Raw genomic sequence first — 24,508 nt, 5'->3', positions numbered from 1 at the left:
CATTTTCGCGTGTGACCACGGCTGACGGCAGGTCTCCTGGCTTGCGGGTCGTTACCTTGCGTCGCCTTCCCGGGACCGAGATGCCCAGTGGCGCGTGACGCGAGATTCTCCGCTCACAGTTGCGGGGGCAGCTACGGCATTGAGGAAGTTTCCTCGCACCGCATTCCCTTTTCATCCCCGTAAGGGGAAACCGTCAAAACCATCTAGGATTAAGTCGAACGCAGAGTCAATGTGCAGTCGCTGCCGCGACGTTCGTATCGGAGCGACCACCTGCATTGACAACGGCGCGGACAAAGGTGCTATCGCAAGCATCGCTTGTTCAGGCTTCCCTGGAGACGTGGAATGGAAGGACAAACCTTCCTCTGGCTGGTCCGGTACGCCGTCGTCGACGGCATCGCGGGAACGATCCATGCCTCAGACGCTCCAGCTGATCTCAGCGACCGGTCGCAACTGGACGCGCCGCGACAGCATCTCCCGCAGGGCGCCGCGAGCTACGCAAGCCCGGCGCGGCGGCGCACGGTCGACACGGCGCACGCGCTGGGACTCGATCCGATTCTGGCGAGCGAATTCCGCGAGCAGGATTTTGGCGATTGAACCGGACGGCGCCACGACGTCCTCGCAGCCGCCGGCGGCGAAGGCTATACGAAATTTTGGAGTGACCCCACCCGCTCACGGCCGTCGGGAGAGCTTTGAAGATCAGATCGCAAGAGTCCGGCGCGGACTCGGTCAGATTAAGACAGGTTCGACAACGCTTGTGGTCCACTCCGGCACCATCCGCGCTACGCTCTGCATCGCGCTCGACCTCACGCCAGAGTCCGCCTTGCGCTTCGTGATCCACCCGCTGTCCCTCACTCGGATCGATCGGCTGTCGAAGGGTTGGCGGGTGGTGTCGGTCAAACAGCGGGTTGCTAAACCGCCGTCATCCGGCTGGACGATCCGGCACATTGGCCTGTGCAAAAGTCGCCATGCCGTTGTGCAGGGCGCATGCCAACCGCACCAGCGGCAATGCGATCGCGGCACCCGATCCCTCGCCGAGCCTGAGATCCAGACTGACCAGCGGATGCACATTCAGGGCCCGGAGCACCAGGCGATGCCCCTGCTCCGCCGATTGATGCGAGGGTAGCAGAAACGGCTGACACGACGGATTGAGCCGCGCCGCCGCCAAGGCCGCCACCGAGACGATGAAGCCGTCGATCAGGGTCGGAATGCGACGCTGCGCGGCCGCAATGATTGCACCGCATATGGCTGCGATCTCCAGACCGCCGGCCGTACACAGGACTCTTTCGGCAGAGGCCCCCGTGAGCCCGTGGAGCGCCAGCGCGGCATCGATCAAACGCGCCTTGCGGGCCCGGCCGGCGGCATCGACGCCGGTTCCGCTGCCCGCAAGCTCCTCCGCGCTCACGCCGAGCAAGGCCGAGGCGATCGCGGCCGATGTCGTGGTATTGCCGATACCCATCTCGCCGAGGATGAGAAGATCAGGCCGACCGGCCTCCGCGCGCAACACGGCCCGCCTCCCGCATTCGAACGCAAAGGCCAACTCCGCCGGCTCAAGCGCCGCCTCCACGCTGAAATCGCGGCTGCCGCAGCGCGGCTTGTCGGTGATGATGCCCGCCAGCGGCGATCCCGCCAGCGTGCCGGCGTCGACGACCTCGAGACTCGAACCCAATTCGCGCGCCAGAACCGAGATCGCCGCGCCGCCCGCGGCGAAGTTCGCCAGCATTGCGATGGTCACCTCCTGCGGGTAGGCGGAGACACCTTGCGCCACGATGCCGTGATCACCGGCAAAGATGATGATCGGAACGCGCCCCGCGCGCGGCTGCTCCGTCCGCTGCAAGCCCGCGAGCTCGACCGCAACGTGCTCAAGCCGGCCGAGCGCGCCGGTCGGTTTCGTCAGCTGCGCCTGGCGGGCCAACGCCGCCTCACGATGGACGGCCGAGACGTCGGGGCATTCCTGGTAAACCCACTCGGGGAGCATGCTATGTCGCCTTGGAATGATGTCGTGGCCTCGGCGTCAGCCGTGTCACGATCTGCGTTTGAGAATGTAGCTATCCATGATCCAGCCATGCCGCTCGCGCGCCTCTTGTCGCGCGGCGACGATGCGAGGCCCCACCTCGGCGAGTTCACCGGACATGATGATTTGATCGGGCATGCCGAGATAGGCGCCCCACCAGATGTGCAGTCCCTTCGGCTCCAGCGACTGAAAGGCCGCGCCGCCGTCGAGCATCACGATCACGGTGTCGGTGCCATCAGGCCAGCCGCCTTCGCGCAACCGCCGGCCCGTCGTGACCAGGAAGGGCTCGCCGATGTCATTGAGCGGCAGCGCATGCGCTGCACACAGCGTCTGGATCGACGTGATGCCCGGAACGACTTCGATCGTCGGCAATGGATCGAGCCGACGCGCGATGCGCAGGCTGGAATCGTAGAGCGACGGGTCGCCCCAGATCAGCAGCGCAACGCGCCCCCTGCTACCGAGATGGTTTGCGATCGCGCGCGACCAGGTTGCGGCGACGGCATCGTGCCAGTCGTCGACGCCCTTGCGATAATCCGTCCCGCCGGCGTCGCGCACAGGCAGGTCAAACTCCGCGATGCGCGTCTTGTCGCCGGTCAGCACGTCGGCGCAAATCGTCCGCCGCAATTCCGCAAGATCTGACTTTGCGGTCCCCTTGCGCGGAATCAGGACGAGATCGGCAGCATTGATCGCGCGGATCGCGGCAAGCGTGAGCTGCGCGGGATCGCCGCAGCCGATGCCTATCAGGGAAAGCGTCAGCATGGCTTCAGCGAAGGGCGGCCGTAAAACGACCGCCCCTCACATCGTCTCTATGCAGCGTTGTACAGGCGCGGCGTAACGAAGCCGTCGGCCGTAACGCCGCGCAGTGACTTTGCCAGCGCGAGCACGGCCAGATCCGCCAACGGCTCGATCACGATGACCAGCGCGTAGGACCCCGCGAAGGTCGCAATGCTGGCGAGGTTGGTAGCGCCAAAGCCCGAACCGTAGAGCGCCCAGAACGCGACCCATGCCACGATGCCGGACTGATAGGCGGTGGAAAGCGCCAGCGCCTGGCGATACTGGAGATCAACATAGGCGGTGTTGCGGGGAATGACGCGCTGGGCCAGCGCCTGGATCGCGAACAGCGGCACCAGCACCGTCGTCACGTTCATGCCGTATTGTGGCAGGTCCGTCGGTGCGAAGAACAGGCCTTGCAGCAGAAGACCGAGCGCCAGCCCAAACGCGGCGGGTGCGGCACCGAACAGCAGGAACAGGGTGGAGCCGAGGATGAAGTGCACCTCGGAGACCCCGACCCGGAAGTGCGGAAGGATCTCGAAAAATGAGAACACCAGCGCGATCGTCGCAATCGTACGCACAACGAACGAAGCGACGCCCTGCTCGCGCACGGCATCGACCGCAAGCTTGAGCGCAACGCCGCCCGCGGCAATTCCCGTCGCATAGCTCAGCACGAGTTTTGCGCCTGTCACGATTTCCGGTTCGATATGCATGGCCTTACGTCCTTCCTGCCGTCACATCGGACGGCGTTGGTGAAAAAATTTGCCCCTTCGGAAGAGCATGCGTCAAGGGGCGAGCGAGGTTCGGCAACGGCGTCATGACGGAGACTCTCCCGCCAAGGCACCGAACAGAATGACGGCGGCCGTGGTCGCGGCGCCTCCTCTTGCAAGCTGGTACGCAAGCTCTGCGATCGTCGTGCGGACGAACCGCTCATCGGCGCGGCCCAGGGATTCCGCCAACAGCGCCGGCGTGTTCGGCGCAAGGCCATGCTCGATCAGCTTGGCGGCCAAAGCCGGAAATGTGCGCCGGCCCATATAGACCACCGTCGTCGCGTCCGGATCGGCGAGCGCCGCCCAGTTCAGGTTCGCGGGCAACTCGCCGGTGACATCGGCGCCGGTCACGAACTGCACCCGGCGTGACGTGTGACGCCGGGTCAGGGGAATGCCGGCCCGTGCCGCGGCGACGCAGGCCGAGGTGACGCCGGGGATGATCTCGTAGTCGATGCCCGCCGCGCCGAGTGCGTCGATCTCCTCTTCCAGGCGGCCGAAGATGCCTGCGTCGCCCGATTTCAGCCGCACTACGCGTGCGCCGGTTCCGGCATAGTCGATCAGCAGCCGGTTGACGTGCTGCTGCTTGGTCGAGGGGCGACCGGCGCGTTTGCCGACCGCGATCAGGTTGGCGCCGGGACGAGCAAGATCGAGGATCGCACCGGAAGCCAGATCGTCATAGAGCACGACGTCCGCCTCGCGCAGCCGAGCGGCCCCTTTCATCGTCAGAAGCTCGGGATCGCCGGGACCGGCGGAAATGAAGGACACGAACCCGCTCACCGGTCCTCCGCGATCAGATGGAAGAACGTACCGGAGGTGTTATCGCGCCGCGAGCCCGTCTCTGCGACCACCGCGCCTGTCGCATCGCGCACGACCGCGAGCGGCGCATCGGGCTGCGCAATGATCGTCGAATAGTGAAACTCATGGCCGCGCAGGCGTGCACCGACCCTGTGCCCGGGTATCGGCGCAGCAAGCTCCGCAAGCCGGTAGCCGAGATGCATGCGACGCTTGGCAAAACTCGTCTCAAGGCCAAGCAAGCCGACCATCTCGTGACATGTCCCCTCGGCATCAGTCAGAACGGTGCCCAGCGCCATATAGCCTCCGCACTCGCCATGCACGGGGCGCGTCTTCGCGAAGGCGCGCAATGCACCGCGAAACCGCGCGTTGGCCGCGAGCCGGCCGGCGTGCAGCTCGGGATAGCCGCCGGGCAACCAGCACACGTCGGCGCGCGCATCGGGCCCTTCATCAGCCAGCGGGGAGAAGGGCGAGATCTCCGCGCCCGCGGCGCGCCAGGCTTCCAGCATGTGCGGATAGACGAAGGAGAACGCCGCATCGCGCGCGAGCGCAATGCGCTGCCCCGGCGGAGAGACTTTCAACTCGCGTGCCGGTGTCGGCGGCGACCAGGCAACGGCCGATCGCAGCACGGCATCGAGATCGACATGCTCGCTGACGAAGCGCGCGGCCTCGGCGATCAGGCCATCCACCTCCGCCTGCTCTTCCGCCTGCACCAGCCCTAGATGCCGCTTCGGCAATGCAATTTCAGCGTGGCGGGGCAGCGCACCGAACACCGCAATGCCGGCGTCCATCATCGCGCGCCGCACGAGGTCCTCATGCCGCGGGCTCGCGACGCGATTGAGGACCACGCCCGCAAGCCGGACGCCTGCGCGGAAATCGCGCAGTCCGGCAGCGACCGCCGCGGCCGTCTGCGCCTGGCCGGACGGATCGATCACGAGCAGCACCGGCCAATCCATCATCTCCGCAATGTCGGCCGTTGCACCGGTGCCCGTGACACCGCGTGCAGCGACACCATCGAACAGGCCCATCGAGCCCTCGGCGAGCACGATATCCGCATCCGCGCCGCGGCCGACCAGGCGCGCGATCGTCTCACGATCCATGGCCCAGCTATCGACGTTGACGGAGGCGCGGCCGGTTGCCGCCGCGTGGAAGGCCGGATCGATATAGTCGGGGCCGCTCTTGAAGCACTGCACCGTCAGCCCGCGGTCGCGCCAGGCGCGCGCGAGCGCCAGCGTCAGCGTCGTCTTGCCGACGCCGGATGCGGGCGCCGAAATGAGGAGGCCCGCGGCCATCACGACGCCTCCGGAAAGCGCGGTGCCGGCCCGACCGGCCGGTAGCGGCGGTCGTAGTCGACAGCATAGAGGCGGCTCTCGGCGAACTGCTCTGCGCCCAGCGTCTTGCCGACCAGAATGAGCGCGGTCCGCTCGAGCTCGCTGCCGATGGCCGCATCGATCGTTGCAAGCGTGGCGCGCACGATGCGCTGATCCGGCCAGCTGGCGCGCCAGACGATTGCGACCGCGCAATCTGCGCCATAGTACGGCGTCAGCTCGGCAATGACCTTGTCGAGCAGATGGATCGACAGATGGATCGCGAGCACGGCACCGGTTGCGGCGAAAGCGGCGAGCTTCTCGCCTTCCGGCATCGCGCTCGCCCGGCCCGGCGTGCGTGTCAGCACAACGGACTGGGCAAGTCCCGGTAGCGTGAGCTCGGCCTCAAGCGCTGCGGCCGCGGCCGAGAAAGCCGGCACGCCGGGTGTGACAGTGTAGGGAATGCCAAGCGCGCGCAGGCGGCGCAATTGCTCGCCCATCGCCGACCAGATCGATAGATCGCCGGAGTGCAGCCGCGCGACGTCCTTGCCTTCCGCATGCGCGGCAGCGATCTCGGCGATGATTTCGTCGAGCGAGAGCGGTGCCGTGTTGACGATCCGTGCACCGGGCGGGCAATGCGCAAGCACGCCCTCGGGCACGAGCGACCCGGCATAGAGACACACCTGACAAGCCGCGGTCAGGTCACGTCCGCGCAGGGTGAGCAGATCTGCGGCACCTGGGCCGGCGCCAATGAAATGTACCGTCATTCGCCGTCTCCTTCGGCAATCGCCGCGGTGGCCGTTCGATCCCGCGAAACCGCTCGTGTCGAAATCAGGCGCGCGCGGCGCCCGGCGGCCGCAAGCGCTGCGGCTTCCGCGACCGATCCGGTGCCAAACTTCTCCTTGACGAGCTCCGATTGGGTCGACGTCGCAAAACCAACCAGCAGCTCAGCCGGAACGGACTTGATGGGCACGCCGAGTTCACGCGCCAGGTGTTTCAGCGCATCCGATTCCGCCTTGTCGCTCACCGTGGCGACCGCAGCGATGCCCTTGCGGCCACCGGCAGCGACGAGCGCCTCGCGCAGCGAGGCAAGCGTCACGTCGCGCCTGAATCCCAAACCCGCCACCCTCATCTGACCGCACTCCATTGTACGACCGACCGCGCCGACTCCCAGGAGCGGTACCGACCCAGTGGAGCGGCATGCGCGATCTCGACCCGCATCAGCTCGCCGCCGTGGCGTTGATGAAGGTCCGCGAGAAGCGCCTCGGTCTCCAGTGTCACGGCATGCACTACCAACCGCGTGCCTGTCTCCAGGCGCGACCAGACGGCATCGAACAACGTCGTGTTGAGGCCGCCGCCGATGAACACGGCATCGGGCGTGTCCAGGCCCGAGAGGATGTCCGGCGCCGTTCCCGCCATGACGGTGATCCGGTGCGTCAGGCCGAAAGCTGATGCATTGCTACGAATGTTCGCAGCGCGATCTTCGCGAGCCTCAACCGCAACGGCCGTTCCCCCGCTCAAGGCCCATTCGACGGAGATCGAGCCGGAGCCTGCGCCGATGTCCCACAATCGCTCGCCGGGCCGTGGCGCCAGCGCCGACAGCGCCAGCGCGCGCATCGGCCGTTTGGTGATCTGGCCGTCGTGAACAAAGAGATCATCGGCGAGACCAGCGCTGTGCGCGATGCCTTGCGATCCCCTCGCCTCCAGCGCAACCGCGACGTGACCGTCGCCGGACTCGGCCGCGTAACTATCGGCGCGATGCTGCCTGATGGATTCCCGCGAGCCGCCAAGCGCCGAGAGGCTCCAGATCGTTGACTGGCCCCAACCGTGATCCGTCAGCCATTTTGCGAGCTCACCGCCCGCCTTGCCGTCGCGCACGAGGCAAATGACCCGCGCGCCACGCGTCAGATGCGACACCAGCCGTTCGAACGGCGCGGCGTGGAGTCCGAGACAGATGGCGGATTCGAGGCGCCAGCCCAGCCGCGCCGCGGCGAGCGAAAATGTGGAGGGTGCGGAATGGGCGATCCACTCGCCCACCTCCAGCTTCTCCGCAAGAGTTCCGCCGACGCCATGCCAGAACGGATCGCCCGACGCGAGTACCGCGGTCGGCCGACCGCGACAGCTCAGCACGCCGTTCGCATTGAACGGCGCTGGCCACCGGCGGCCGCGATCGGCAACGCCTGCGAGCGCGAGATGGCGTTCGCCGCCAAAGACGGTTTCAGCGTCGGCAAGCGCCTTTCGACTTGCCTCGGACAGCCCGGCAAGGCCATCTTCGCCGATGCCAATGATCGTCAACCAGGGATTAGCCATGATACGCGCCCTCATTCTGGGCGGAACCGCCGATGCCAATCTGCTCGCGGACAACGTGTCGCGCGCAGGACTCGACGCGATCTACTCCTACGGCGGTCGCACTCGTGCACCCGCGAACCAGCCGCTGCCGACCCGTGTCGGCGGCTTTGGCGGCGCGAGTGGCCTTGCCGATTACATCCGTCGCGAGCGCATTACACATGTGATCGACGCGACCCATCCGTTCGCGGCCGAGATGAGCCGCAATGCGGTTGCGGCGTGCGCAGACTCCGGAACGCCGCTGATCGTGCTCGAACGCGCTCCATGGGCCCGAACGTCCGGCGACAACTGGATCGAGGTTGCCGATATCGCCTCGGCCGTGGCGGCTTTGCCAGAACACCGCGCCCGGGTGTTTCTCGCCATCGGCCGGCAGCATATCGCGCCCTTCGCTGCGAGGCCGCAGCACGCCTACACATTGCGGTTCGTTGATCCGCCCGAGGGTCCGTTGCCGTTTGATGCCGACGTCATTGTGTCGCGCGGCCCCTTCACCCTCGAGGACGAGCTGGAGATGATGCAATCTCGCGGCATCGAATGGATCGTCGCCCGCAATTCCGGAGGAGACGGCGCGCGCGCCAAGATCGACGCCGCGCGCACGCTTGGCCTTCCCGTGATCATGCTCGCGCGTCCGCAACTGCCGGACGGGCCGCGGGCGGAAAGCGTCACCGAGGTGATGCAATGGCTCGGTCATCCTGCCTGCCTCGGTGCATAGACCCAAGGGCCGACGCGGCGTGTCGCCGAATTGCCGACGATCACGAGCGTCCGCATGTCGGCCATCTCGGGCTTGGCGTCACGCAGCCTGACTGTCTCGATCCGCTCGCCTGGCATGCTGACCGCTCGCGCGAAGACCACGATGCGCTCGCCGCAACCTGCTTCGTTCAAAATGTCCAGCGCGCGCCCAAAACCCTCGGGACGGCTCGCCGAGCGCGGATTGTACAGCGCGATCGCAAAGTCGGCCTCGGCGGCAAGCCGCAGGCGCTTCTCGATGATCGCCCACGGCTTGAGATTGTCGGAGAGGTTGATCGCGCAAAAATCATGGCCGAGCGGGGCACCGGCGCGTGCGGCCGCAGCCAGCATCGCGGTCACGCCGGGCAGAACGCGGATGGAAAGACCCTGCCATTTCGGCTGTTCTTCGAGCGCCTCGAACACGGCAGACGCCATGGCAAAAACGCCGGGATCGCCGGACGACACCACGACGACATGATGGCCTTCGGATGCGAGCCGCAAGGCTTCGCTCGCACGCTGCAACTCGACGCGATTATCGGACGGGTGCAGCGTCAGCCCGTCACGCGGGCGTACGCGCGCGACATAGGGCGCATAGCCCACGATATCGGTGGCAGCCGCAAGCGCGGCAGTGACGTCCGGCGTGACCAGTGCGTCGTCGCCCGGTCCAAGTCCAGCTATGGTCAGCGTGCCCGTCATTCGGCTGATACCATGCGCCGCCCGTGCCCGTGCACCAGCACGATCGCGAAGTAGGGACAGTCGGCTTCATCGACATCGATCAGCCGCGCGACACGCTCACCCGGCATCGTCCCGCGCTCGACCAGCCACGCGCCCGCCAGACGGCCGGCGGATGTAAGCGCGCGGCGCACCTTTGTCAGGTTGCGCCCGGTCTTCATGATGACGAGAGCATCGGAATTGCGCATCCGCCGCTCCAGTTCATCCTCAGCCAGCGTACCCATCAGGACCGTCGTCACGTCGTCGCCAAGCGCGATCGGGTGGCCGACCGAATTCCAGCAGCCGGCCATGCCGGGAATGCCTGCGATCACCTCGATTTCGACGCGCCCCCGCAAGCGCGCGTGCAGATGCATGAAGGAGCCGTAGAAATAGGGATCGCCCTCGCAGAGCACGACGACATCGACGGCGCGCGCAAGCCGCGCCAGACGTTCCGCCCATTCATCATAGAAGCCCGAGAGCAGACGGACATAATCCGGACTATCGAAGGCGATCTCCGTCGTGACCGGATATTCCATCGGATATTCCGCTACATCCGCGGCCAACATCCCCTCGACGATGCGGCGCGCCTGGCCGGGCCGGCCCTTCTTGCGGAAGTAGGCGACGTGCTTTGCCGCGCGCACCTCGCGATCGGCACGCACGCTCATCAAGTCCGGATCGCCTGGCCCGAGGCCGCAACAGATGATACGCCCCATCGCTATTCGCTCCGGCTCGCCAGCGCATTCACGGCGGCAACTGTGATCGCAGAGCCACCGAGGCGCCCCTCGACCGTCAGCGCCGGCACTGGCGGATCGGCCATCAATGCGGCCTTTGATTCGGCCGCGCCCACGAAACCAACTGGACAACCGACGATCGCCGCCGGCCTCGGGCAATCGCGGTCCTCAAGCATGTTGAGGAGATGAAACAGCGCGGTCGGCGCATTGCCAATCGCGACGATCGCGCCTTCAAGGTGAGGCCGCCACAGCTCCAGCGCCGCGGCGGAACGAGTATTGCGCATAGACTGCGCGAGCGCGGGAACGGTGGCATCGCCGAGCGTGCAGATGACCGCGTTGCTGGCCGGCAGTCGCGCACGCGTAATTCCCTCCGATACCATCCGCGCATCGCAAAGAATGGGCGCTCCCTTCTGCAGGGCCGCGCGCGCGATAGTCACCATGCCGGGCGTGAAACGGATATGCATTTCGAGACCCACCATGCCCGCAGCGTGGATCATGCGCACGGCCACCGCCTCCTCGTCGGGCGTGAAGCGGCCAACATCTGCCTCTGCCCGAATGGTGGCAAAGGATTGCCGGTAGATCGCCGCGCCGTCGGTCTCATAGACGTGCGGCATCAGTGTGCTCCCACTACGATCGAGGGGTCTTTGACGATGCTCGCACTGCGCAGGCCGCGCCTGATCGGCGTATCGCGCGTGGACCCGTCACGGACGAGATCAAATCCTTCGCTGGTCGCAGCCAGCGTGATCGACGCCGGACCGGAATGGGCGCAGCCCTTGGTGCAACCGGAGACATGAAGCCGCGCACCCGCGGCGATGTGCGGCGCGAGTGCAGCCGCAAGCTCGCGCGTATCGGCATGCGCCTCCCGACACCTCGGAGCACCGCTGCAAGCGATCACGCGAAGCGCCGGGTCGTCGGCCTGTGTGATGACATCATCGCAGCGGGGCATCTCGTGCAAACCCTCGACCAGCATCATCCGCCACGGCGTCATGCGAAGCGCCTGCCCGTAACCGGCCAGATGACGAAGCGCCGAATGGGTCAGTTGTCCGAACGTCGCGCCGACCAGTGCACCCTGCGGATAAAGGCCGGGCAGCGGCGCGACCGTCACGGATGTGGGTCTGGCATGGCCGCGCAGCGCCTCGGGCAGCCGCGTCCCGGCGCGGATATGGGCCATCATCCGCCCTCGCCCGCCCTTGGCTCCGCCCGACGTCACGAACCATCCGGCGAGTGCCAGCGCGACATCGACCACGTCCGTCCGCGCAACGGAGCGACCGAGTTCTGCACCGTCGGCGCGCACGATGAGTCCGCCCGCGGGATCGCGCTCGATGCGCACATCAGCCGACGCTGTCGTGAGCGCACGCTCCTTCCCGTCATCAACCGCAAAGCCAAACTTGGTCGGAAGATCGAGAGAGCTGTTGGCGAGAGCGCGCTCGAGTTCGATGGCAAGCGAACATGTATCATCGCCGGCACGCCAGAACGGCGTCACCAGAACGTTGCGCCGCGATTCGGTCTCTGCATCAGGATCGAGCAACCCCAAGAGCGTGAGCCCGTCGAGCAGCGGCAAATGACCGTCATGACTCACGCCACGGATCTGGAGGTTGGCACGGCTGGTCAGGTCGATCAGGCCGTTGCCGTAGCACTCGGCCAGATCAGCAAGGCCGGCCGCCTGCCCAGCATCCAGCCGCCCGCCAAAGGGGCGCACGCGAACCATCAGCCCGTCGCCCGATAGCATCGGCCGCAAGGCGCCAGGGCACCAGCCCTTGACGGCAACCGCACTCATGACGCCTCCCGCAGCGCGGCCGCAATCGAATTGCGCCGCGTCTTCCACAGCGATGCCTCATGCAGGCGGGTGAAGCAGGTCTCCATCGCAGCGAGCGCCGCCGGATTCTCGCGCGCCATGAAGGCGCGAACATCGTCGTTGCCCAGCGTCGCGTCGTAGTAGAGGTCGAAGAGATGCGGCGGCACGGCACCGGCAAGATGCGCAAAGGCGGCCATATGCTCGAGCGTCGCCGTGATCTCGGCTGCGCCACGAAAGCCATGGCGCATCATGCCCCCGATCCAGGCCGGGTTGGCGGCGCGCACGCGCACCACGCGCGATATCTCCTCGGTCAATTTGCGGGCCCGCGGCTGATCAGGACGCGTAGCATCGAGATGGTAGAGCGCCACCGCCGTGCCTAATCGCGCCGCGGCAGCTGCAACGCCCGCCTCATGCGCCGCATAATCAGCGGCGAGCAGCAGGTCTGTCTCCGGCAGGTCCTGCGTATGGACGAAGGCATCGGCGGCAGAGAGCCGCGCCTCGATACCCGCGCGGTCCGGCTGCATCGCGCCATCGGACGAGAAGGCCCAGGACGATGCCGACAGCCAGGCCTCGCCGGCCGCATCGCGCGATTCCTGCGTGAAGACGTCAGGAATCGACGACAAGCCGACGCCATACTGCCCGGGAGACGGTCCGAACACGCGTGACGCGCGATGACGATATGGATTTTCCTCGCCCTCGTCCTCGCGCCCCGAGAGCGCCTCGGCGGCGGCCTCGAACAATTGCGCCAGACCGGCAAAAACGTCGCGGAACAGGCCGGATACGCGCAGCGTGACGTCGATGCGGGGACGGCCGAGCTCGGCTGGCGCGATGATGTCGTAACCCGTCACGCGGCCCGATCCGTGATCCCAGCACGGTACGACGCCGGCCAGATGCAGGGCCATCGCAAAATCCTCGCCCGCGGTACGCATGGTCGAGGAGCCCCAGAGATCGATGACGAGTCCCTTCGGCCAGTCGCCGTGATCCTGCAAGTGACGGCGCAGCAACTCCTCGGCGAGCTTGATGCCTTGCGCATACGCCGACGGCGTGGGTACGGCGCGAGGGTCGACGGCAAACAGATTGCGGCCCGTGGGCAACACGTCCTGGCGCCCGCGATATGGCGAGCCCGCCGGCCCCGGCGCAACGCGCCTGCCGGCAAGTGCCGCGAGCAGCGCCGCCTTCTCCGCCGCGCCGCAAGCGCCGCGGCCGAATATATGCAGTCCCTCGCCGTACTGGCTTTCCTTGAGATCGCAGACGAAGCGATCGATCAACGGAATGGCCTCGGCCGGCGCAGCCGAAGCATTAAGCCCCAAATCATCTTCCAGCCCGGCGGCACAAGCTTCATCACGGATGGCCGCAATCAGCCGCTGTCGGCGCGCCGGATCAAGGCCCTCGGCCGTCGAATATTCGTCGAGCAGTCGCTCGAGCCGGCGCAGGCCTTCAGGCACCGCAGTCTTGGCCAAAGGCGGCGGCAGATGGCCGATCGTGACCGCGCCAATCCGCCGCTTGGCCTGTGCCGCCTCGCCCGGATCGTTGACGATGAACGGATAGATCACCGGCAGGTCGCCAATCAGCGCGTCCGGCCAGCATGCGGGCGATAGCGCAACGGACTTGCCTGGCAGCCATTCGAGCGTGCCATGCGCGCCCATGTGGATGACGGCGTCGATGCCTTGCTGCCTAAGCCACAGATAGAACGCAACATAGGCGTGGCCTGGCGTGCGCGAGAGATCATGATAGTTGGCATCGCGCTGACCGACCTCGCCGCGCTCGGGCTGAACCGCGATGACGGCCTTGCCGCAGCGGATCGCCGCGAAGTGAAACGCACCGCCGTGGCAGCTCGGATCGTCCTCTGGTGCGCCCCAGGCGCGCGCGAGCTCATCCTGTAACTGGCGTGACAGGCCTGACAGCGCCACACGGTACTCGGCGACGCTCCAGGTCAATTGCTCCCGCAACATAACGTCGCCAAGCACCTCCGCCGCCTCGACATCGAAACCGACATCGCCGAGATCGGAAATCAGCGCTTCGACTGACGCGAGAGCGTCGAGCCCGACCGCATGGGCGATCTGGTGCGGGCGCCCCGGATAGTTCGAGAGCACGATCGCCAGCCGTTTTTCGTTGACCGGCTTGCTCGCGAGCCGATGCCAAGCCGCGACCCGCGCAGCGACGGCGCTCACGCGCTCATCGTCCGCTCCGTGCGCGAGACGGGCGAACTGCAGATCGCGATCGCGCTCGCCCGGTGCTTTGAAGCTCACGACACCGGCGAACAACCGGCCATCGACCTCCGGCAAGACTACATGCATCGCGAGGTCACCTGGCGCCAGGCCGCGAAGCGATTCCGCCCAATCCTCGCGCCGGGCCGTGGACAAGGCGACCTGGAACACCGGACACGCAGCAGTATCGAACGGTGTCGTGCCGTCGTCACCGATTGCCGAGAACGCGGTCGCGTTGACGATGGCCGCTGGAGGATGCTGCGCGAAATGCGCACGCAACCAATCCGCGACGCCCATAGCTTTCAGCGAGGTGACGAACAGGCCGTATGCGTCAAAGCCCTTGTGCCGCAGCGCTGCGATCAGCGCGTCGACCGGACCTGTGTCGGCGGCGGTGAGATAGGAGCGATAGAACGTGACCAGCGCGCGCGGCCGTCCATCGCCTGTCGGCTCTGCCACGACACCGCGAGCGAGGTCATAGAAACCGATCTCGGGAATATCGGTCTCCCCGACAACAGGTCCAGCATAAAGGCCCGACGCCAGTGCAAGTTGCGCAATCGCCGCTTGCGCCGCGACCGGGCCGCCCTTGTCACAGAGAACCTTGAGCCGCCCAAGCGTCGAGACCGGCAGTGTGGAGAAAGCATCCAGCCGTTCATCATCGCGACCGTCCGCCGGCAGCACCGCTAGTGCGATGTTGCGGTCCTTTGCCAACCGGTGCAGGGCAGCCAGCCCGTACGGCCAATAAGACTCTCCCCCGATCAGGCGGACCAGAATGCCCCGCGCCCGCGACAGCGTACGCTCGACATAGGTGTCAACCGATAGCGGGTGACGCAGCTCGGCAAGATTGGCAAGCCTCAGCGACGGCAGGCTGGCGCGCCCGCGCCGCCAGCCCGACGCGAAGGCTGCGAGATCGCTGTCCGAGAACGAGAGCACCACGAGATCGGCCGGATCCTGGCCGATATCCCTTGGCGTCGCGGCCTCATCAAGGCCGCGGCTCTCCCGAAAGACGACGTGCATCAGATGCCAAGCCTCGCAATACCAAGTCGCGTACTAGCAAGTCCCGTAATATCAAGTCCTGCCCTGATCGCGGCTTCATCGATATCGCCGTGTTCACCGATCACAACCAGCTTTGATTGCCTCGGCCGCGTGCCCCAGGGCCCGTCGAACTGATGTCGCACCCGCTCCCCGACCGATTGCAGCAGCAGCCGCATCGGCTTGCCTTCGATCGCGATATATCCCTTGACGCGCAGCACATTCTGCTCGCGCGCCAGCCGCCGGACCGACGCAACCAGCGCATCAATATCCGTGACTTCCGGAAGATCGATGACGACGGAGGCAAAATCATTGTGCTCGTGCCCGTCCTCGCCGTCATGGTGCGAGGGACGCGCGGCAAGATCGTCCTCGGCGGCGGCTTCGAGACCGAGGATCACGCGGGCATCGACGACGCCATCGACGACCGACAGCATCGGCACACGGCGCGGCATCTCGGCCTCGATCGCAGCCTTTGCCGCTTCGAGCCCGACCGAGCCGGCAAGATCCACCTTGGTGAGCAGCACGATATCGGCGCAGGCGATCTGGTCCTCGAACACTTCCGACAGCGGCGTCTCGTGATCGAGACTGTCATCGGCCGCACGCTGCGCTTCCACGGCGCCCGGATTCGGCGCGAAGCGACCGGCAGCTACGGCCTCGGCATCGGCCAGCGCGATCACGCCGTCAACCGTGATCCGCGACCGGATCTCCGGCCAGTCGAACGCCTTGAGCAATGGTTTTGGCAAAGCCAGCCCTGATGTCTCGATCAGGATATGATCGGGCCTCACCTTGCGCGCGAGCAGCTGCTCCATGGCCGGAATGAAATCGTCGGCAACGGTGCAGCAGATGCAGCCATTGGCGAGCTCGACGATATTTTCCGCCGGACAATTGGCATCGGCGCAGGACTTCAGGATCTCGCCATCGACGCCTTCGCTGCCGAACTCGTTGACGAGCACCGCGAGCTTCCTGCCGTTGGCGTTGGTGATCAGATGCCGGATCAGCGTCGTCTTGCCCGATCCGAGAAAGCCGGTGACGACGGTGACGGGGACCTTGGTGAGGGAGTTCATTCAGCGGCCTCCGGGACGACGGCAATGGGCGGAATGCGAGCAAGCGATTGCTTGCGGAAAATTTCGGGGCGGCTGCGCCACGGCACGATGCCATCGGGCGCCGTCGCATAGGCCGATGCGCCGGCAATCACATCGCGCGCGTTGGCATCCGACAGGCGGCCGTAGACATAGGACCATCGTCCCGGCGCGCTGAGCGCGACCGAACAGCCCTGGCTGCACGCGGACAGACATTCGACGGGAACCACGCTGACACCTTCGGGCACGCCGGCGTCGAGAATGGCGGCGTGCAGGCGCTTGCCGGGCGCGGTCTCGCCCTCGGCCAGCGTCTGTCCGGCACGGCAGGTAATGCAGACGTGAAGTGTGACAGTCATCGCCCCTTCCAGGATAGACAGCGGGAGGCGATGAGGCGCGCGAACCCATCCGAAGGAAGGCTCACTTCCCCGTCGCGGAACACCCCGTCCGCCGGTCTCTAACGTTGCGTTGGCAGGTCTCCCGGCTTGCGGAGCAGGATTTTGTCCTTCGATCCCCGCCTTCCCGACCCTGTTGGGGCAGTGGCTTTGGGCATCTCTCCGGTCACGGTCGCGGGGGCGGCTGCTTTTCGAACCCAAACCTCTCGATTTGAGCCCTATCGCATTCCCTCTTCGCCTGTCGTAGGACAGGAACCAACGCAGGCCCACCATTTGCTTTGGGCCGCGACTTGTCAAGCCGAAGGACCACGCCAAATGATGTCTGAACAGGATGCCGCCGAGGACGAGGACGTCGTCGCCTCCGAGGCGTCAGTCGACACCCGCCATGCGGTGAAAATGGCGAAGAAAAAGGTCGCCCGCGACAAGATCATGGCGACCAAGAGTGGCGAAAAGGGGCTGATCATCGTTCACACCGGTGCGGGAAAGGGAAAATCATCCTCCGCCTTCGGCATGATCGTGCGCTGTGTCGCGCATGGCTTCCCCTGCGCGGTCGTGCAGTTCATCAAGGGCGCCTGGGATACCGGTGAGCGCCGCGTGCTCACCGGTCACTTCGGCGAGCTCTGCCAGTTTCATGCGATGGGCGAAGGCTTTACCTGGGAAACGCAGGACCGCGCCCGCGACGTCGCCGCCGCAAAGGCGGGATGGGAGAAGGCCAAGCAGCTGATTCTGGATCCCGGCTTGCGCATGGTCGTGCTTGACGAGATCAACATCGCGCTCCGCTACGACTATCTGGAGATCGCCGAGGTCGTCGAATTTCTGAAAGCCTCGAAGCCACCGATGACACACGTCGTTCTCACCGGCCGTAACGCCAAGGACGAGTTGATCGAAATTGCCGACCTCGTCACCGAGATGACGCTGGTAAAACATCCCTTCCGCTCCGGCATCAAGGCGCAGCCGGGCGTCGAGTTCTGAAGACAATTCGATGGCGCGCGCGTTGATGATTCAGGGAGCAGGCTCGGACGTGGGCAAATCGCTCATCGTCGCAGGCCTCGCGCGCGCCGCGCGGCGCCGTGGCTTGCGCGTGCTCCCGTTCAAGCCGCAGAACATGTCGAATAATGCGGCGGTGACGGTGGACGGCGGCGAGATCGGCCGCGCGCAGGCCTTGCAGGCCTTGGCTGCCGGCGTCGAGCCGCACACCGACATGAATCCGGTCCTGCTGAAGCCGGAGACCGATGTCGGCGCACAGGTCATCGTGCAGGGCAAGCGCATCGCAACGGCGCGGGCACGCGAATATGCTTCCTTGAAGCCATCGCTCATGGGCGCGGTGCTCGAGAGTTTTGGGCGGCTGAAGGAGCGCGCCGATCTCGTGCTCGTCGAAGGCGCCGGCAGCCCGGCCGAGGTCAATCTGCGCAAGTCCGACATCGCCAATATGGGCTTCGCCCGAAAGGCCGACGTTCCGGTCGTGCTGATCGGCGACATCGATCGCGGTGGTGTCATTGCGCAGCTCGTCGGCATCAAGACCGTGATCGACGCAGAAGACGCTGCGATGATCCAGGGGTTCGTCATCAACAAGTTCCGCGGCGACCCCACGCTGTTTGACGACGGCTACCGCCTGATCGAAGCCAGGACATCCTGGCGCGGCTTCGGGGTGCTGCCCTATTTCACCCGCGCGACCGAGCTTCCGGCCGAGGATGCGCTGGGGCTCGGCGAGGCCCGCAAGCCCGGCCAATGCAAGATCGCGTTTCTTGCATTGTCGCGGATCGCCAATTTCGACGATCTCGATCCGCTCAAGCTCGAGCCAGGTGTCGACCTCGTGATGGTCCGTCCCGGAGAAGCCGTTCCCGGCGACGCCAGGCTGGTGATTATTCCCGGCTCGAAATCGACGCGCGGCGATCTCGCCTTCCTGCGCGCGCAGGGCTGGGACATTGATCTGCTCGCCCATCACCGCCGCGGCGGTCACGTGCTCGGTGTCTGCGGCGGGTACCAGATGCTCGGGGGCAGCGTGGCCGATCCCGAGGGGATTGAGGGGCCGGCGGGCCAAACGGCCGGGCTCGCGCTGCTGGATGTAACGACGGTGATGACCGGGGAGAAGACGCTCGCCCTCGTCACCGCGCAGCACGTCGCGACCAGGCAACCGATCGCTGCCTATGAAATCCACATCGGGCGAACCGATGGGCCCGATCGCGCGCGCCCGTTCGCCATGCTCGATGGCGCGCCGGAAGGAGCGATCTCACGTGACGGCCGCGTGTACGGCAGCTATCTGCACGGACTGTTTGCGTCCGACGATTTCCGCAGCTCGTTTCTCAGGCAATTGGACATTCCAGTCACGGATCAGCAGTACCGCGGAAGAGTAGAGAGCGCGCTCGATGCGCTCGCCGATCACATCGAGGCTCATCTCGACGTCGAAGGGTTGCTCGCGCTCGCGCGTTGAGGGATCAGCGCACGAGAGCGCCGGCCAGGCGCGCCCATTCGGCCTCGTTGCCCGGCAAGCCCAACCGCAGCCATCCCGGTTGTTGCCCGAAGATGCGCGACCAGATGTGCGCACCGGCGAGCCGCTCCTGCGCAGCGGTCGCGTCCGTTGTCTCATAGAGACGGAACAGCGGCGCGCCGCCGAGAAGACGCCATCCTCGCGATTTCACTTCGGCATCGAGCCGCAGGCAATCGCCGTCGAGACGAGTCGCAGTCGCCTTGGCCCAATCACGATCGAGCAAGGCGCGCCGTCCGACCGCAATCGCGGCGCCGGAAACCGGCCATGGGCCCGCCATCACAGATAGCGCCGCGATGTCCCCTTCCCCGCCGAGCACGAAGCCAAGACGTAAGCCCGCGAGACCATAGAATTTTCCGAACGAGCGCAGAATCAGGAGGCCGGGTCGTCCCGCCTCCGCTGCCAGCGACAATTCGGGCGTGGCGTCGGCGAAACTTTCGTCGATGACAAGACGACCGACGCGCGGCAACAGCGCGAGCAGCTCAGCCTTGTCATAGCGTCGGCCGTCGGGGTTGTTGGGATTGACGACCACGGCGAGGTCGGCTCCGGCCAGCGCATCGAATGTGGAGACTTCGACAACGTCCCAGCCTGCGACCGACAAGGCCGCAACGTATTCGTTGTAAGTCGGCGCGAGAACGCGGGCTCGGCCACATGGCGCAAGCCGCGGTAAGAGCTGGATGGCCGCTTGCGCACCGGCCAAAGCCAGAATTGGCGCACCGGTTGCATAGGCCTGCCGCGCGGCTTCGTGCAGGGATTCGATATCGGAATGCGACGGCAGCGCGCTCCAGTGCCGCTGCCCGATCTCGCCGACCGGATACGGCTGTCGATTGATGCCCGTCGACAGATCGATCCAGTCCTGCACGCGTCCGCCGAAACGCTGCACCGCCTGATCGAGATTGCCGCCATGCTCGCGCATCGCTAGCCTCGTCATGCCAAAGCCAAGGCCACGAGCGAAGCACCGAGCAACGCCATCGCGCGGATGTAGAGCCGCAGGCCCTGCGGGATATCGGCAGCAAGGGGATCGCGCGCACGCTCGTTCAGCCAAGGTTCTTCGCTCATGCCGCCATGATAGCCGCGCGGCCCACTCAACCGTACGCCGAGCGCACCTGCCATGGCGGCCTCCGGCCAGCCGGCATTGATCGAACGATGGCGGTTCGCGTCCCGCACCATGCAGGACAGCGCCGCCGAGAAGCGCGCGGAGACCAGCCCGAAGAGAAAGCCTGTCAAACGCGCAGGGACGAAGTTGGCAACATCATCGATGCGCGCAGCCGCCCAGCCGAAATACAGATGACGTTCGGAACGGTGACCAATCATGGAATCCAGCGTATTAATGGCCTTGTAGCCCAAAATTCCCGGCAGGCCGAACAGCGCGCCCCAGAACACCGGCGCTACGATGCCATCGGAGGCGTTTTCGGCGAGACTCTCGATGGCTGCCCGCGCGATTCCCGCTTCATCAAGCGTTGCCGGGTCGCGCCCCACGATCTGCGCGACCGCGAGACGCGCGGCATCGATATCGCCCGATTGCAGCGGCTGCGCCACCGCGTCGACGTGATCATAAAGCGAGCGGAGCGCAACCATGGGCCATGCGAGGATTCCGAGGATCATGACGCCGCCCCATCTCGGAGACAGCACAGCCTGCACAATCCAGCCCAATGCAACGCATAGCCCGATCACCAGAAGCGCTGCGGCAAGGCCTGCGATGCGGCGGATCGCCGGCGCGTCGGCGGATCGGTTCCAGCTGCGGTCGAGAAGGCTGATCAGCCGGCCAAGCCAGGTCACGGGGTGGCCGATGCGCGAGAACAGCCCGCCCGGCCACCCTACCAAGGCGTCCACCGTCATCGCCACTGCCATTGCCCCGGCAAAACCCACGCATCGATTCCTGTTACGCCCGCCCTGATGTGCAAGAATTGCACCGGAGCACAAGCCCCGAGGGGAGAATTCGGCTTTGTCTTTGCCGACAATTGATGGTTAGTGCGGGTCCGAACGGAGAATTCAATGGCGATTGTGCTGGTCACGGGAGGCGCACGTTCCGGGAAAAGCCGGCGCGCCGAGTCGCGCGCCCGCGCCTGTCCCGGCCGGCCCGTCTACATCGCAACCGCCGAAGCGCTCGATGCCGAGATGGAGGAGCGGATCGCCGGTCACCGCGCGCGCCGGGGCAACGACTGGATCGAGCGCGAGGCCCCGCTGGATCTCGTGCAGGCGCTGACCGACACGGATGGCGGCGGTGCCCGGCTCGTCGATTGCCTCACGCTGTGGCTGTCAAACCTCCTTCACGCCGGACGCAATTGGCCGGACGAAGCCGCCATGCTCACGGCTGTACTCGGCCAACAACAGAGTCCGGTGATCCTCGTAACCAACGAAGTCGGCCTCGGGATCGTGCCCGACAATGCGCTGGCGCGCAGCTTTCGCGATGCCGCCGGTCTGTTGAACCAGAACATCGCCGCAGTCGCCGATGAGGTCGAGTTCGTGGTGGCGGGATTGGTGATGAAGGCCAAGTGATGTCCTGGATCGGGCGCCTCCGAGCGATCGTCACCGACTTGAGGATCGGCGCTTCCTTCACTACGATTCTTCCCTTCGGTTCGCCCAAAACCATGGACGATGGCGCGCTTACGCGCACAAGCTGGTCGTTTCCCATTGCGGGATTGCTGGTGGGCCTGGTGGGATCGACCGTCTACGCCATCGCTCAAACACTTGGCCTGGCGCCGAGCCCGGCCGCAATGCTTGCACTTGCAAGCACGGTCATCGTGACCGGCGCCCTGCACGAGGATGGCCTGGCCGACACCGCGGACGGTCTCGGCGGCGGCCCGACGCGTGAGCGGAAACTCGAGATCATGCGTGACAGCCGGATCGGCACTTATGGCGTGTGCGCACTCCTGATATCACTCGTCCTGCGCTGGAGCGCGCTGACGGCGATCGCCACGCCGCGGTCGATCGCAATCGCGCTCCTACTCGCGCACGCAGCCGCGCGCGCGGGGCTTCCGATATTCATGGCGCTTGTGCCGCCGGCGCGGACGGACGGGCTCTCGGCCGGCGCCGGGCGGCCGGCCGGGCCGAACGCCGCCATCGCGCTCGGCCTTGGCGCCATGGTGCTCGTGGTCGGCTTCGGTCCGGGCAAGGCAATCCTGGCCGTGATCCTGCTGGCGTTCATTGGGCTGATGACGGCCTGGCTTGCCATCAAACAGATCGGAGGGCAAACGGGTGATATTCTCGGAACGTTCGAGCAGCTCGGAGAGACCGCCATCCTGTTGATGGCCGCCGTTCTCCTTTATCCGGGTATGCCATCCTGATGGTCTCCTTCGACGACGAGTTTCGCAGACAATTGCGCGAGCTGTTGGTCTGGCGGCGCGACGTGCGGCGTTTCCGCAGCGATCCGCTACCCGAGGGTACGCTGGAGCGGCTCATCGACCTCGCCTGCCTGTCACCATCGGTCGGCCTCAGCCAGCCGTGGCGCTTTGTGATCGTTGAGGACAAGGCGCGGCGGTATGCAATCGTTGAAGACTTCAAGGCCTGCAACGCCGATGCGCTGCGTGCCTATTCTGGTGAGCGGGCCGCGCGATACGCAAGCCTGAAGCTTGCCGGCCTTGAAGAGGCGCCGGGCCATCTCGCGGTCTTCGCGGAGAGAGCCTGCGAGACCGGGCATGGGCTTGGGCGTGCGACGATGCCGGAAACCATCGACTATTCCGTCGTCGCGGCCATCTGCTCGATATGGCTCGCAGCGCGCGCGGAATGCATCGGGCTTGGCTGGGTATCGATCCTCAATCCGCTCCGCATCGGCGCCATTCTCGACGTACCGGAGACCTGGAAATTCATCGGCTATCTCTGCGTGGGTTACGCCCAGGCTGAGCTCGATCGCCCCGAACTCGAGAGGGCCGAATGGGAATATCGGCGGCGGTCGGAGGATTTCACCATCCGCCGCTAGCCCGTGGCGCCGAAGCGATCGGGCAATTCGAGACATTTCAGGGATTGATGGAGGATCGTAGCACGGAGGAGCGACTCGAATCGTCATTCGGATTCTTTGTTCGCACGCTCAACCAGCGGCTCCCTAAGGCGTTCCCGATTTCCGAAGATCGCATTCAGCTTTTTGGAAACACGGAAGTGCTCCGCGCTAGCCAAGCTATCCGCCCGCGTCGCCAGCACTTGCGCCGACGTCCTCGTCACGCCTTCGAACAACGGCTCAGATTTGCCATCATTAGATTTTTCTTGATCTCCCGGTGCACACGTCGTGCACACGCCACCCTGCAACCGATTGAAAATATTGAACTCTCGGTCCAATCCATCATGGGCGCAACGCAGAATCGATGCGATAACATATTGATGTTATTTCGCTTTATCGTCTGATCCGGAATAGCTGATTTTTGGGCCGACACAAATTCAAAGCCGACTATTGGGGCATTTTCCCTTCGTTTCAAGTGCTTAAGCCGGTCGCCTTTCGTCCCGTGATGATGCCGTGCTTTCTCCGGTACGGCATTCCAGTACCGAATGAGCTCATGCTGTACCGGGCTGGTTCCGACCCTCCTACCAGTCCCGGGCAAAGTAACGTGCCGCTCTGGCCACGCCTAGGATAGAACAAGCGCCATCGTAGATTTGGCGGCGACAGAGCAAGGAAACCTGCGGGCGGCGATCCCGAAGTTAGCGTTTGCGCTATCGGAACCGCAGGCTTGCGAAAGCTTCGTCCCAAATTGGACTCGAACAACAAGCGTTGCTCTCGGAAGGCAAAGGTCACACGTTCGAATCGTGTCGGGTGCGCCAAATTCCGCCACTTGAGATTAAAACAGCGAACTGTCGCTTAGTTGTTTGATGGCGACCGATGGTGCGAAGTGGACGTTTGATACGAGCGGCTTCTCGAGCAGGTTGCCAAATGGTCTCCGGCAATCCCGGGACGGCTCAGACCTGGCCGGCCGTCAGAGAGTTCGTCTCAGTCTATCGCCAAGCGCAAGAAGCCCTGGATAGGCCGGGGCTTTTGAAATGTTCTGTCTTGTTGATCAGAGCTTCGCGACCAACGGACCGCCGAAGCGGTAGTTGACGCGGACGGTGACGGACCTAGCTAGGGCGAAGGCGGGGACGCGCGGGTTCTGAAGTTGCCGCGCTGGCTAAATTCAAACCGGTTGACGTCGAAATTCTTCGGATACGTGTTATCCAATTGTGGCGGTATCGGAAGGTTGTAGCCGATCTTCAACTGGTTCATCAGGACGCCGCGTAACCGCATCGATCCGGCAAGGCCGGCAGTTACGCAGGTGCCTGCCACATTCTCGAGTCCGGGGGCGCATGCGGCTGCGGCAATCGAACCGGTAAGGACACTGACTCCAAAAGCAATCGTGACGATAAGGCCGGTGTTGAAACGTTTTGACATGTCGGCCTC

Annotated in this window: 24 protein-coding genes, 1 pseudogene and 2 riboswitches; of the genes and pseudogenes, 7 read left to right on the top strand and 18 right to left on the bottom strand. The window is 65.4% G+C overall.

Features of this window, described 5'->3' with window-relative positions:
- Nucleotides 1-9 precede the first annotated feature (9 nt).
- Nucleotides 10-210, bottom strand: a riboswitch (cobalamin riboswitch).
- 132 nt (nucleotides 211-342) lie between these two features.
- A pseudogene (locus tag ACSQ84_RS03995) lies at nucleotides 343-907 on the top strand (histidine phosphatase family protein); the annotation flags it as partial.
- 12 nt (nucleotides 908-919) lie between these two features.
- Here the strand turns inward: ACSQ84_RS03995 and cobT are convergent.
- From cobT to cbiE, 8 genes are all read right to left on the bottom strand, one after another.
- Nucleotides 920-1,975: a nicotinate-nucleotide--dimethylbenzimidazole phosphoribosyltransferase gene (gene cobT, locus ACSQ84_RS03990; RefSeq protein WP_436210327.1), complete on the bottom strand. Its 1,056-nt coding sequence runs from the start codon at nucleotides 1,973-1,975 to the stop codon at nucleotides 920-922.
- Between the two features lie 45 nt (nucleotides 1,976-2,020).
- Nucleotides 2,021-2,770: a precorrin-6A synthase (deacetylating) gene (gene cobF, locus ACSQ84_RS03985; protein ID WP_436210326.1), complete on the bottom strand. Its 750-nt coding sequence runs from the start codon at nucleotides 2,768-2,770 to the stop codon at nucleotides 2,021-2,023.
- A 47-nt stretch (nucleotides 2,771-2,817) separates the two neighbouring features.
- Nucleotides 2,818-3,495: an energy-coupling factor ABC transporter permease gene (locus ACSQ84_RS03980; RefSeq protein ID WP_436210325.1), complete on the bottom strand. Its 678-nt coding sequence runs from the start codon at nucleotides 3,493-3,495 to the stop codon at nucleotides 2,818-2,820.
- Nucleotides 3,496-3,597: 102 nt separating this feature from the next.
- A complete protein-coding gene (cobA, locus tag ACSQ84_RS03975; RefSeq protein WP_436210324.1) occupies nucleotides 3,598-4,329 on the bottom strand; it encodes a uroporphyrinogen-III C-methyltransferase in 732 nt (243 codons plus the stop codon).
- Nucleotides 4,326-5,636 (bottom strand): cobyrinate a,c-diamide synthase, encoded by a 1,311-nt coding sequence (locus ACSQ84_RS03970; protein WP_436210323.1) that lies wholly within the window; start codon nucleotides 5,634-5,636, stop codon nucleotides 4,326-4,328. The genes cobA and ACSQ84_RS03970 overlap by 4 nt, the downstream gene beginning before the upstream one ends.
- Nucleotides 5,636-6,418, bottom strand: coding sequence for a precorrin-4 C(11)-methyltransferase (gene cobM, locus ACSQ84_RS03965; protein ID WP_436210322.1), 783 nt, complete (start codon nucleotides 6,416-6,418; stop codon nucleotides 5,636-5,638). The genes ACSQ84_RS03970 and cobM overlap by 1 nt, the downstream gene beginning before the upstream one ends.
- A complete protein-coding gene (locus ACSQ84_RS03960) occupies nucleotides 6,415-6,783 on the bottom strand; it encodes a cobalamin biosynthesis protein (RefSeq protein ID WP_436210321.1) in 369 nt (122 codons plus the stop codon). Before ACSQ84_RS03960 ends, cobM begins: the two co-directional genes overlap by 4 nt.
- On the bottom strand, nucleotides 6,780-7,961 hold the full coding sequence (gene cbiE, locus ACSQ84_RS03955; RefSeq protein WP_436210320.1) for a precorrin-6y C5,15-methyltransferase (decarboxylating) subunit CbiE: 1,182 nt from the start codon (nucleotides 7,959-7,961) through the stop codon (nucleotides 6,780-6,782). The genes ACSQ84_RS03960 and cbiE overlap by 4 nt, the downstream gene beginning before the upstream one ends.
- Between cbiE and ACSQ84_RS03950 the strand changes: the two genes are divergently transcribed.
- Nucleotides 7,960-8,706, top strand: a complete 747-nt coding sequence (locus ACSQ84_RS03950; RefSeq protein ID WP_436211173.1) for a cobalt-precorrin-6A reductase — start codon at nucleotides 7,960-7,962, stop codon at nucleotides 8,704-8,706. The two genes, cbiE and ACSQ84_RS03950, sit on opposite strands and share 2 nt — an antisense overlap.
- On the opposite strand, the gene cobJ is transcribed toward ACSQ84_RS03950, so the two are convergent.
- Genes cobJ through ACSQ84_RS03915 form a run of 7 tightly spaced genes read right to left on the bottom strand, consistent with a single transcriptional unit; the run spans nucleotide 8,682 to nucleotide 16,628 of the window.
- Nucleotides 8,682-9,416 (bottom strand): precorrin-3B C(17)-methyltransferase, encoded by a 735-nt coding sequence (cobJ, locus tag ACSQ84_RS03945; protein WP_436210319.1) that lies wholly within the window; start codon nucleotides 9,414-9,416, stop codon nucleotides 8,682-8,684. The two genes, ACSQ84_RS03950 and cobJ, sit on opposite strands and share 25 nt — an antisense overlap.
- Nucleotides 9,413-10,144, bottom strand: coding sequence for a precorrin-2 C(20)-methyltransferase (locus ACSQ84_RS03940; protein WP_436210318.1), 732 nt, complete (start codon nucleotides 10,142-10,144; stop codon nucleotides 9,413-9,415). The genes cobJ and ACSQ84_RS03940 overlap by 4 nt, the downstream gene beginning before the upstream one ends.
- 2 nt (nucleotides 10,145-10,146) lie before the next feature.
- The gene (locus ACSQ84_RS03935) at nucleotides 10,147-10,776 is read right to left on the bottom strand and encodes a precorrin-8X methylmutase (protein ID WP_436210317.1); all 630 of its coding nucleotides are present in this window, start codon (nucleotides 10,774-10,776) and stop codon (nucleotides 10,147-10,149) included.
- Nucleotides 10,776-11,939: a precorrin-3B synthase gene (gene cobG / locus ACSQ84_RS03930; protein ID WP_436211172.1), complete on the bottom strand. Its 1,164-nt coding sequence runs from the start codon at nucleotides 11,937-11,939 to the stop codon at nucleotides 10,776-10,778. Before cobG ends, ACSQ84_RS03935 begins: the two co-directional genes overlap by 1 nt.
- Entirely contained in the window at nucleotides 11,936-15,178 is a 3,243-nt protein-coding gene (cobN, locus tag ACSQ84_RS03925; RefSeq protein WP_436210316.1) for a cobaltochelatase subunit CobN, read from the bottom strand. Before cobN ends, cobG begins: the two co-directional genes overlap by 4 nt.
- Nucleotides 15,178-16,257, bottom strand: coding sequence for a cobalamin biosynthesis protein CobW (cobW, locus tag ACSQ84_RS03920; protein ID WP_436210315.1), 1,080 nt, complete (start codon nucleotides 16,255-16,257; stop codon nucleotides 15,178-15,180). The genes cobN and cobW overlap by 1 nt, the downstream gene beginning before the upstream one ends.
- The gene (locus ACSQ84_RS03915; RefSeq protein ID WP_334419655.1) at nucleotides 16,254-16,628 is read right to left on the bottom strand and encodes a DUF1636 domain-containing protein; all 375 of its coding nucleotides are present in this window, start codon (nucleotides 16,626-16,628) and stop codon (nucleotides 16,254-16,256) included. Before ACSQ84_RS03915 ends, cobW begins: the two co-directional genes overlap by 4 nt.
- Before the next feature lie 94 nt (nucleotides 16,629-16,722).
- Nucleotides 16,723-16,939: riboswitch (cobalamin riboswitch) on the bottom strand.
- Between the two features lie 43 nt (nucleotides 16,940-16,982).
- On the opposite strand from ACSQ84_RS03915, the gene cobO reads away from it, so the two are divergent.
- Together cobO and ACSQ84_RS03905 are read left to right on the top strand one after the other, a co-directional pair.
- The gene (gene cobO / locus ACSQ84_RS03910; protein WP_436211171.1) at nucleotides 16,983-17,636 is read left to right on the top strand and encodes a cob(I)yrinic acid a,c-diamide adenosyltransferase; all 654 of its coding nucleotides are present in this window, start codon (nucleotides 16,983-16,985) and stop codon (nucleotides 17,634-17,636) included.
- 10 nt (nucleotides 17,637-17,646) lie between these two features.
- A complete protein-coding gene (locus ACSQ84_RS03905) occupies nucleotides 17,647-19,095 on the top strand; it encodes a cobyric acid synthase (protein WP_436210314.1) in 1,449 nt (482 codons plus the stop codon).
- A 4-nt stretch (nucleotides 19,096-19,099) separates the two neighbouring features.
- Here the strand turns inward: ACSQ84_RS03905 and cobD are convergent, their stop codons facing one another.
- Together cobD and cbiB are read right to left on the bottom strand one after the other, a co-directional pair.
- Nucleotides 19,100-20,065, bottom strand: a complete 966-nt coding sequence (cobD, locus tag ACSQ84_RS03900; RefSeq protein ID WP_436211170.1) for a threonine-phosphate decarboxylase CobD — start codon at nucleotides 20,063-20,065, stop codon at nucleotides 19,100-19,102.
- A gap of 11 nt (nucleotides 20,066-20,076) precedes the next feature.
- On the bottom strand, nucleotides 20,077-21,018 hold the full coding sequence (cbiB, locus tag ACSQ84_RS03895; protein ID WP_436210313.1) for an adenosylcobinamide-phosphate synthase CbiB: 942 nt from the start codon (nucleotides 21,016-21,018) through the stop codon (nucleotides 20,077-20,079).
- A 126-nt stretch (nucleotides 21,019-21,144) separates the two neighbouring features.
- On the opposite strand from cbiB, the gene cobU reads away from it, so the two are divergent.
- Genes cobU through bluB form a run of 3 tightly spaced genes read left to right on the top strand, consistent with a single transcriptional unit; the run spans nucleotide 21,145 to nucleotide 23,068 of the window.
- A complete protein-coding gene (cobU, locus tag ACSQ84_RS03890; RefSeq protein WP_436210312.1) occupies nucleotides 21,145-21,648 on the top strand; it encodes a bifunctional adenosylcobinamide kinase/adenosylcobinamide-phosphate guanylyltransferase in 504 nt (167 codons plus the stop codon).
- Nucleotides 21,648-22,436: an adenosylcobinamide-GDP ribazoletransferase gene (cobS, locus tag ACSQ84_RS03885; protein WP_436210311.1), complete on the top strand. Its 789-nt coding sequence runs from the start codon at nucleotides 21,648-21,650 to the stop codon at nucleotides 22,434-22,436. The genes cobU and cobS overlap by 1 nt, the downstream gene beginning before the upstream one ends.
- A complete protein-coding gene (gene bluB / locus ACSQ84_RS03880; protein ID WP_436210310.1) occupies nucleotides 22,436-23,068 on the top strand; it encodes a 5,6-dimethylbenzimidazole synthase in 633 nt (210 codons plus the stop codon). The genes cobS and bluB overlap by 1 nt, the downstream gene beginning before the upstream one ends.
- A gap of 1,125 nt (nucleotides 23,069-24,193) precedes the next feature.
- Here the strand turns inward: bluB and ACSQ84_RS03875 are convergent.
- Nucleotides 24,194-24,499, bottom strand: a complete 306-nt coding sequence (locus ACSQ84_RS03875) for a hypothetical protein (protein ID WP_436210309.1) — start codon at nucleotides 24,497-24,499, stop codon at nucleotides 24,194-24,196.
- Nucleotides 24,500-24,508 lie beyond the last annotated feature (9 nt).

The organism is Bradyrhizobium sp. LjRoot220, assembly GCF_964252915.1.
Taxonomy (GTDB): domain Bacteria; phylum Pseudomonadota; class Alphaproteobacteria; order Rhizobiales; family Xanthobacteraceae; genus Bradyrhizobium.
This window is presented reverse-complemented; position numbering and strand designations above follow the sequence as displayed.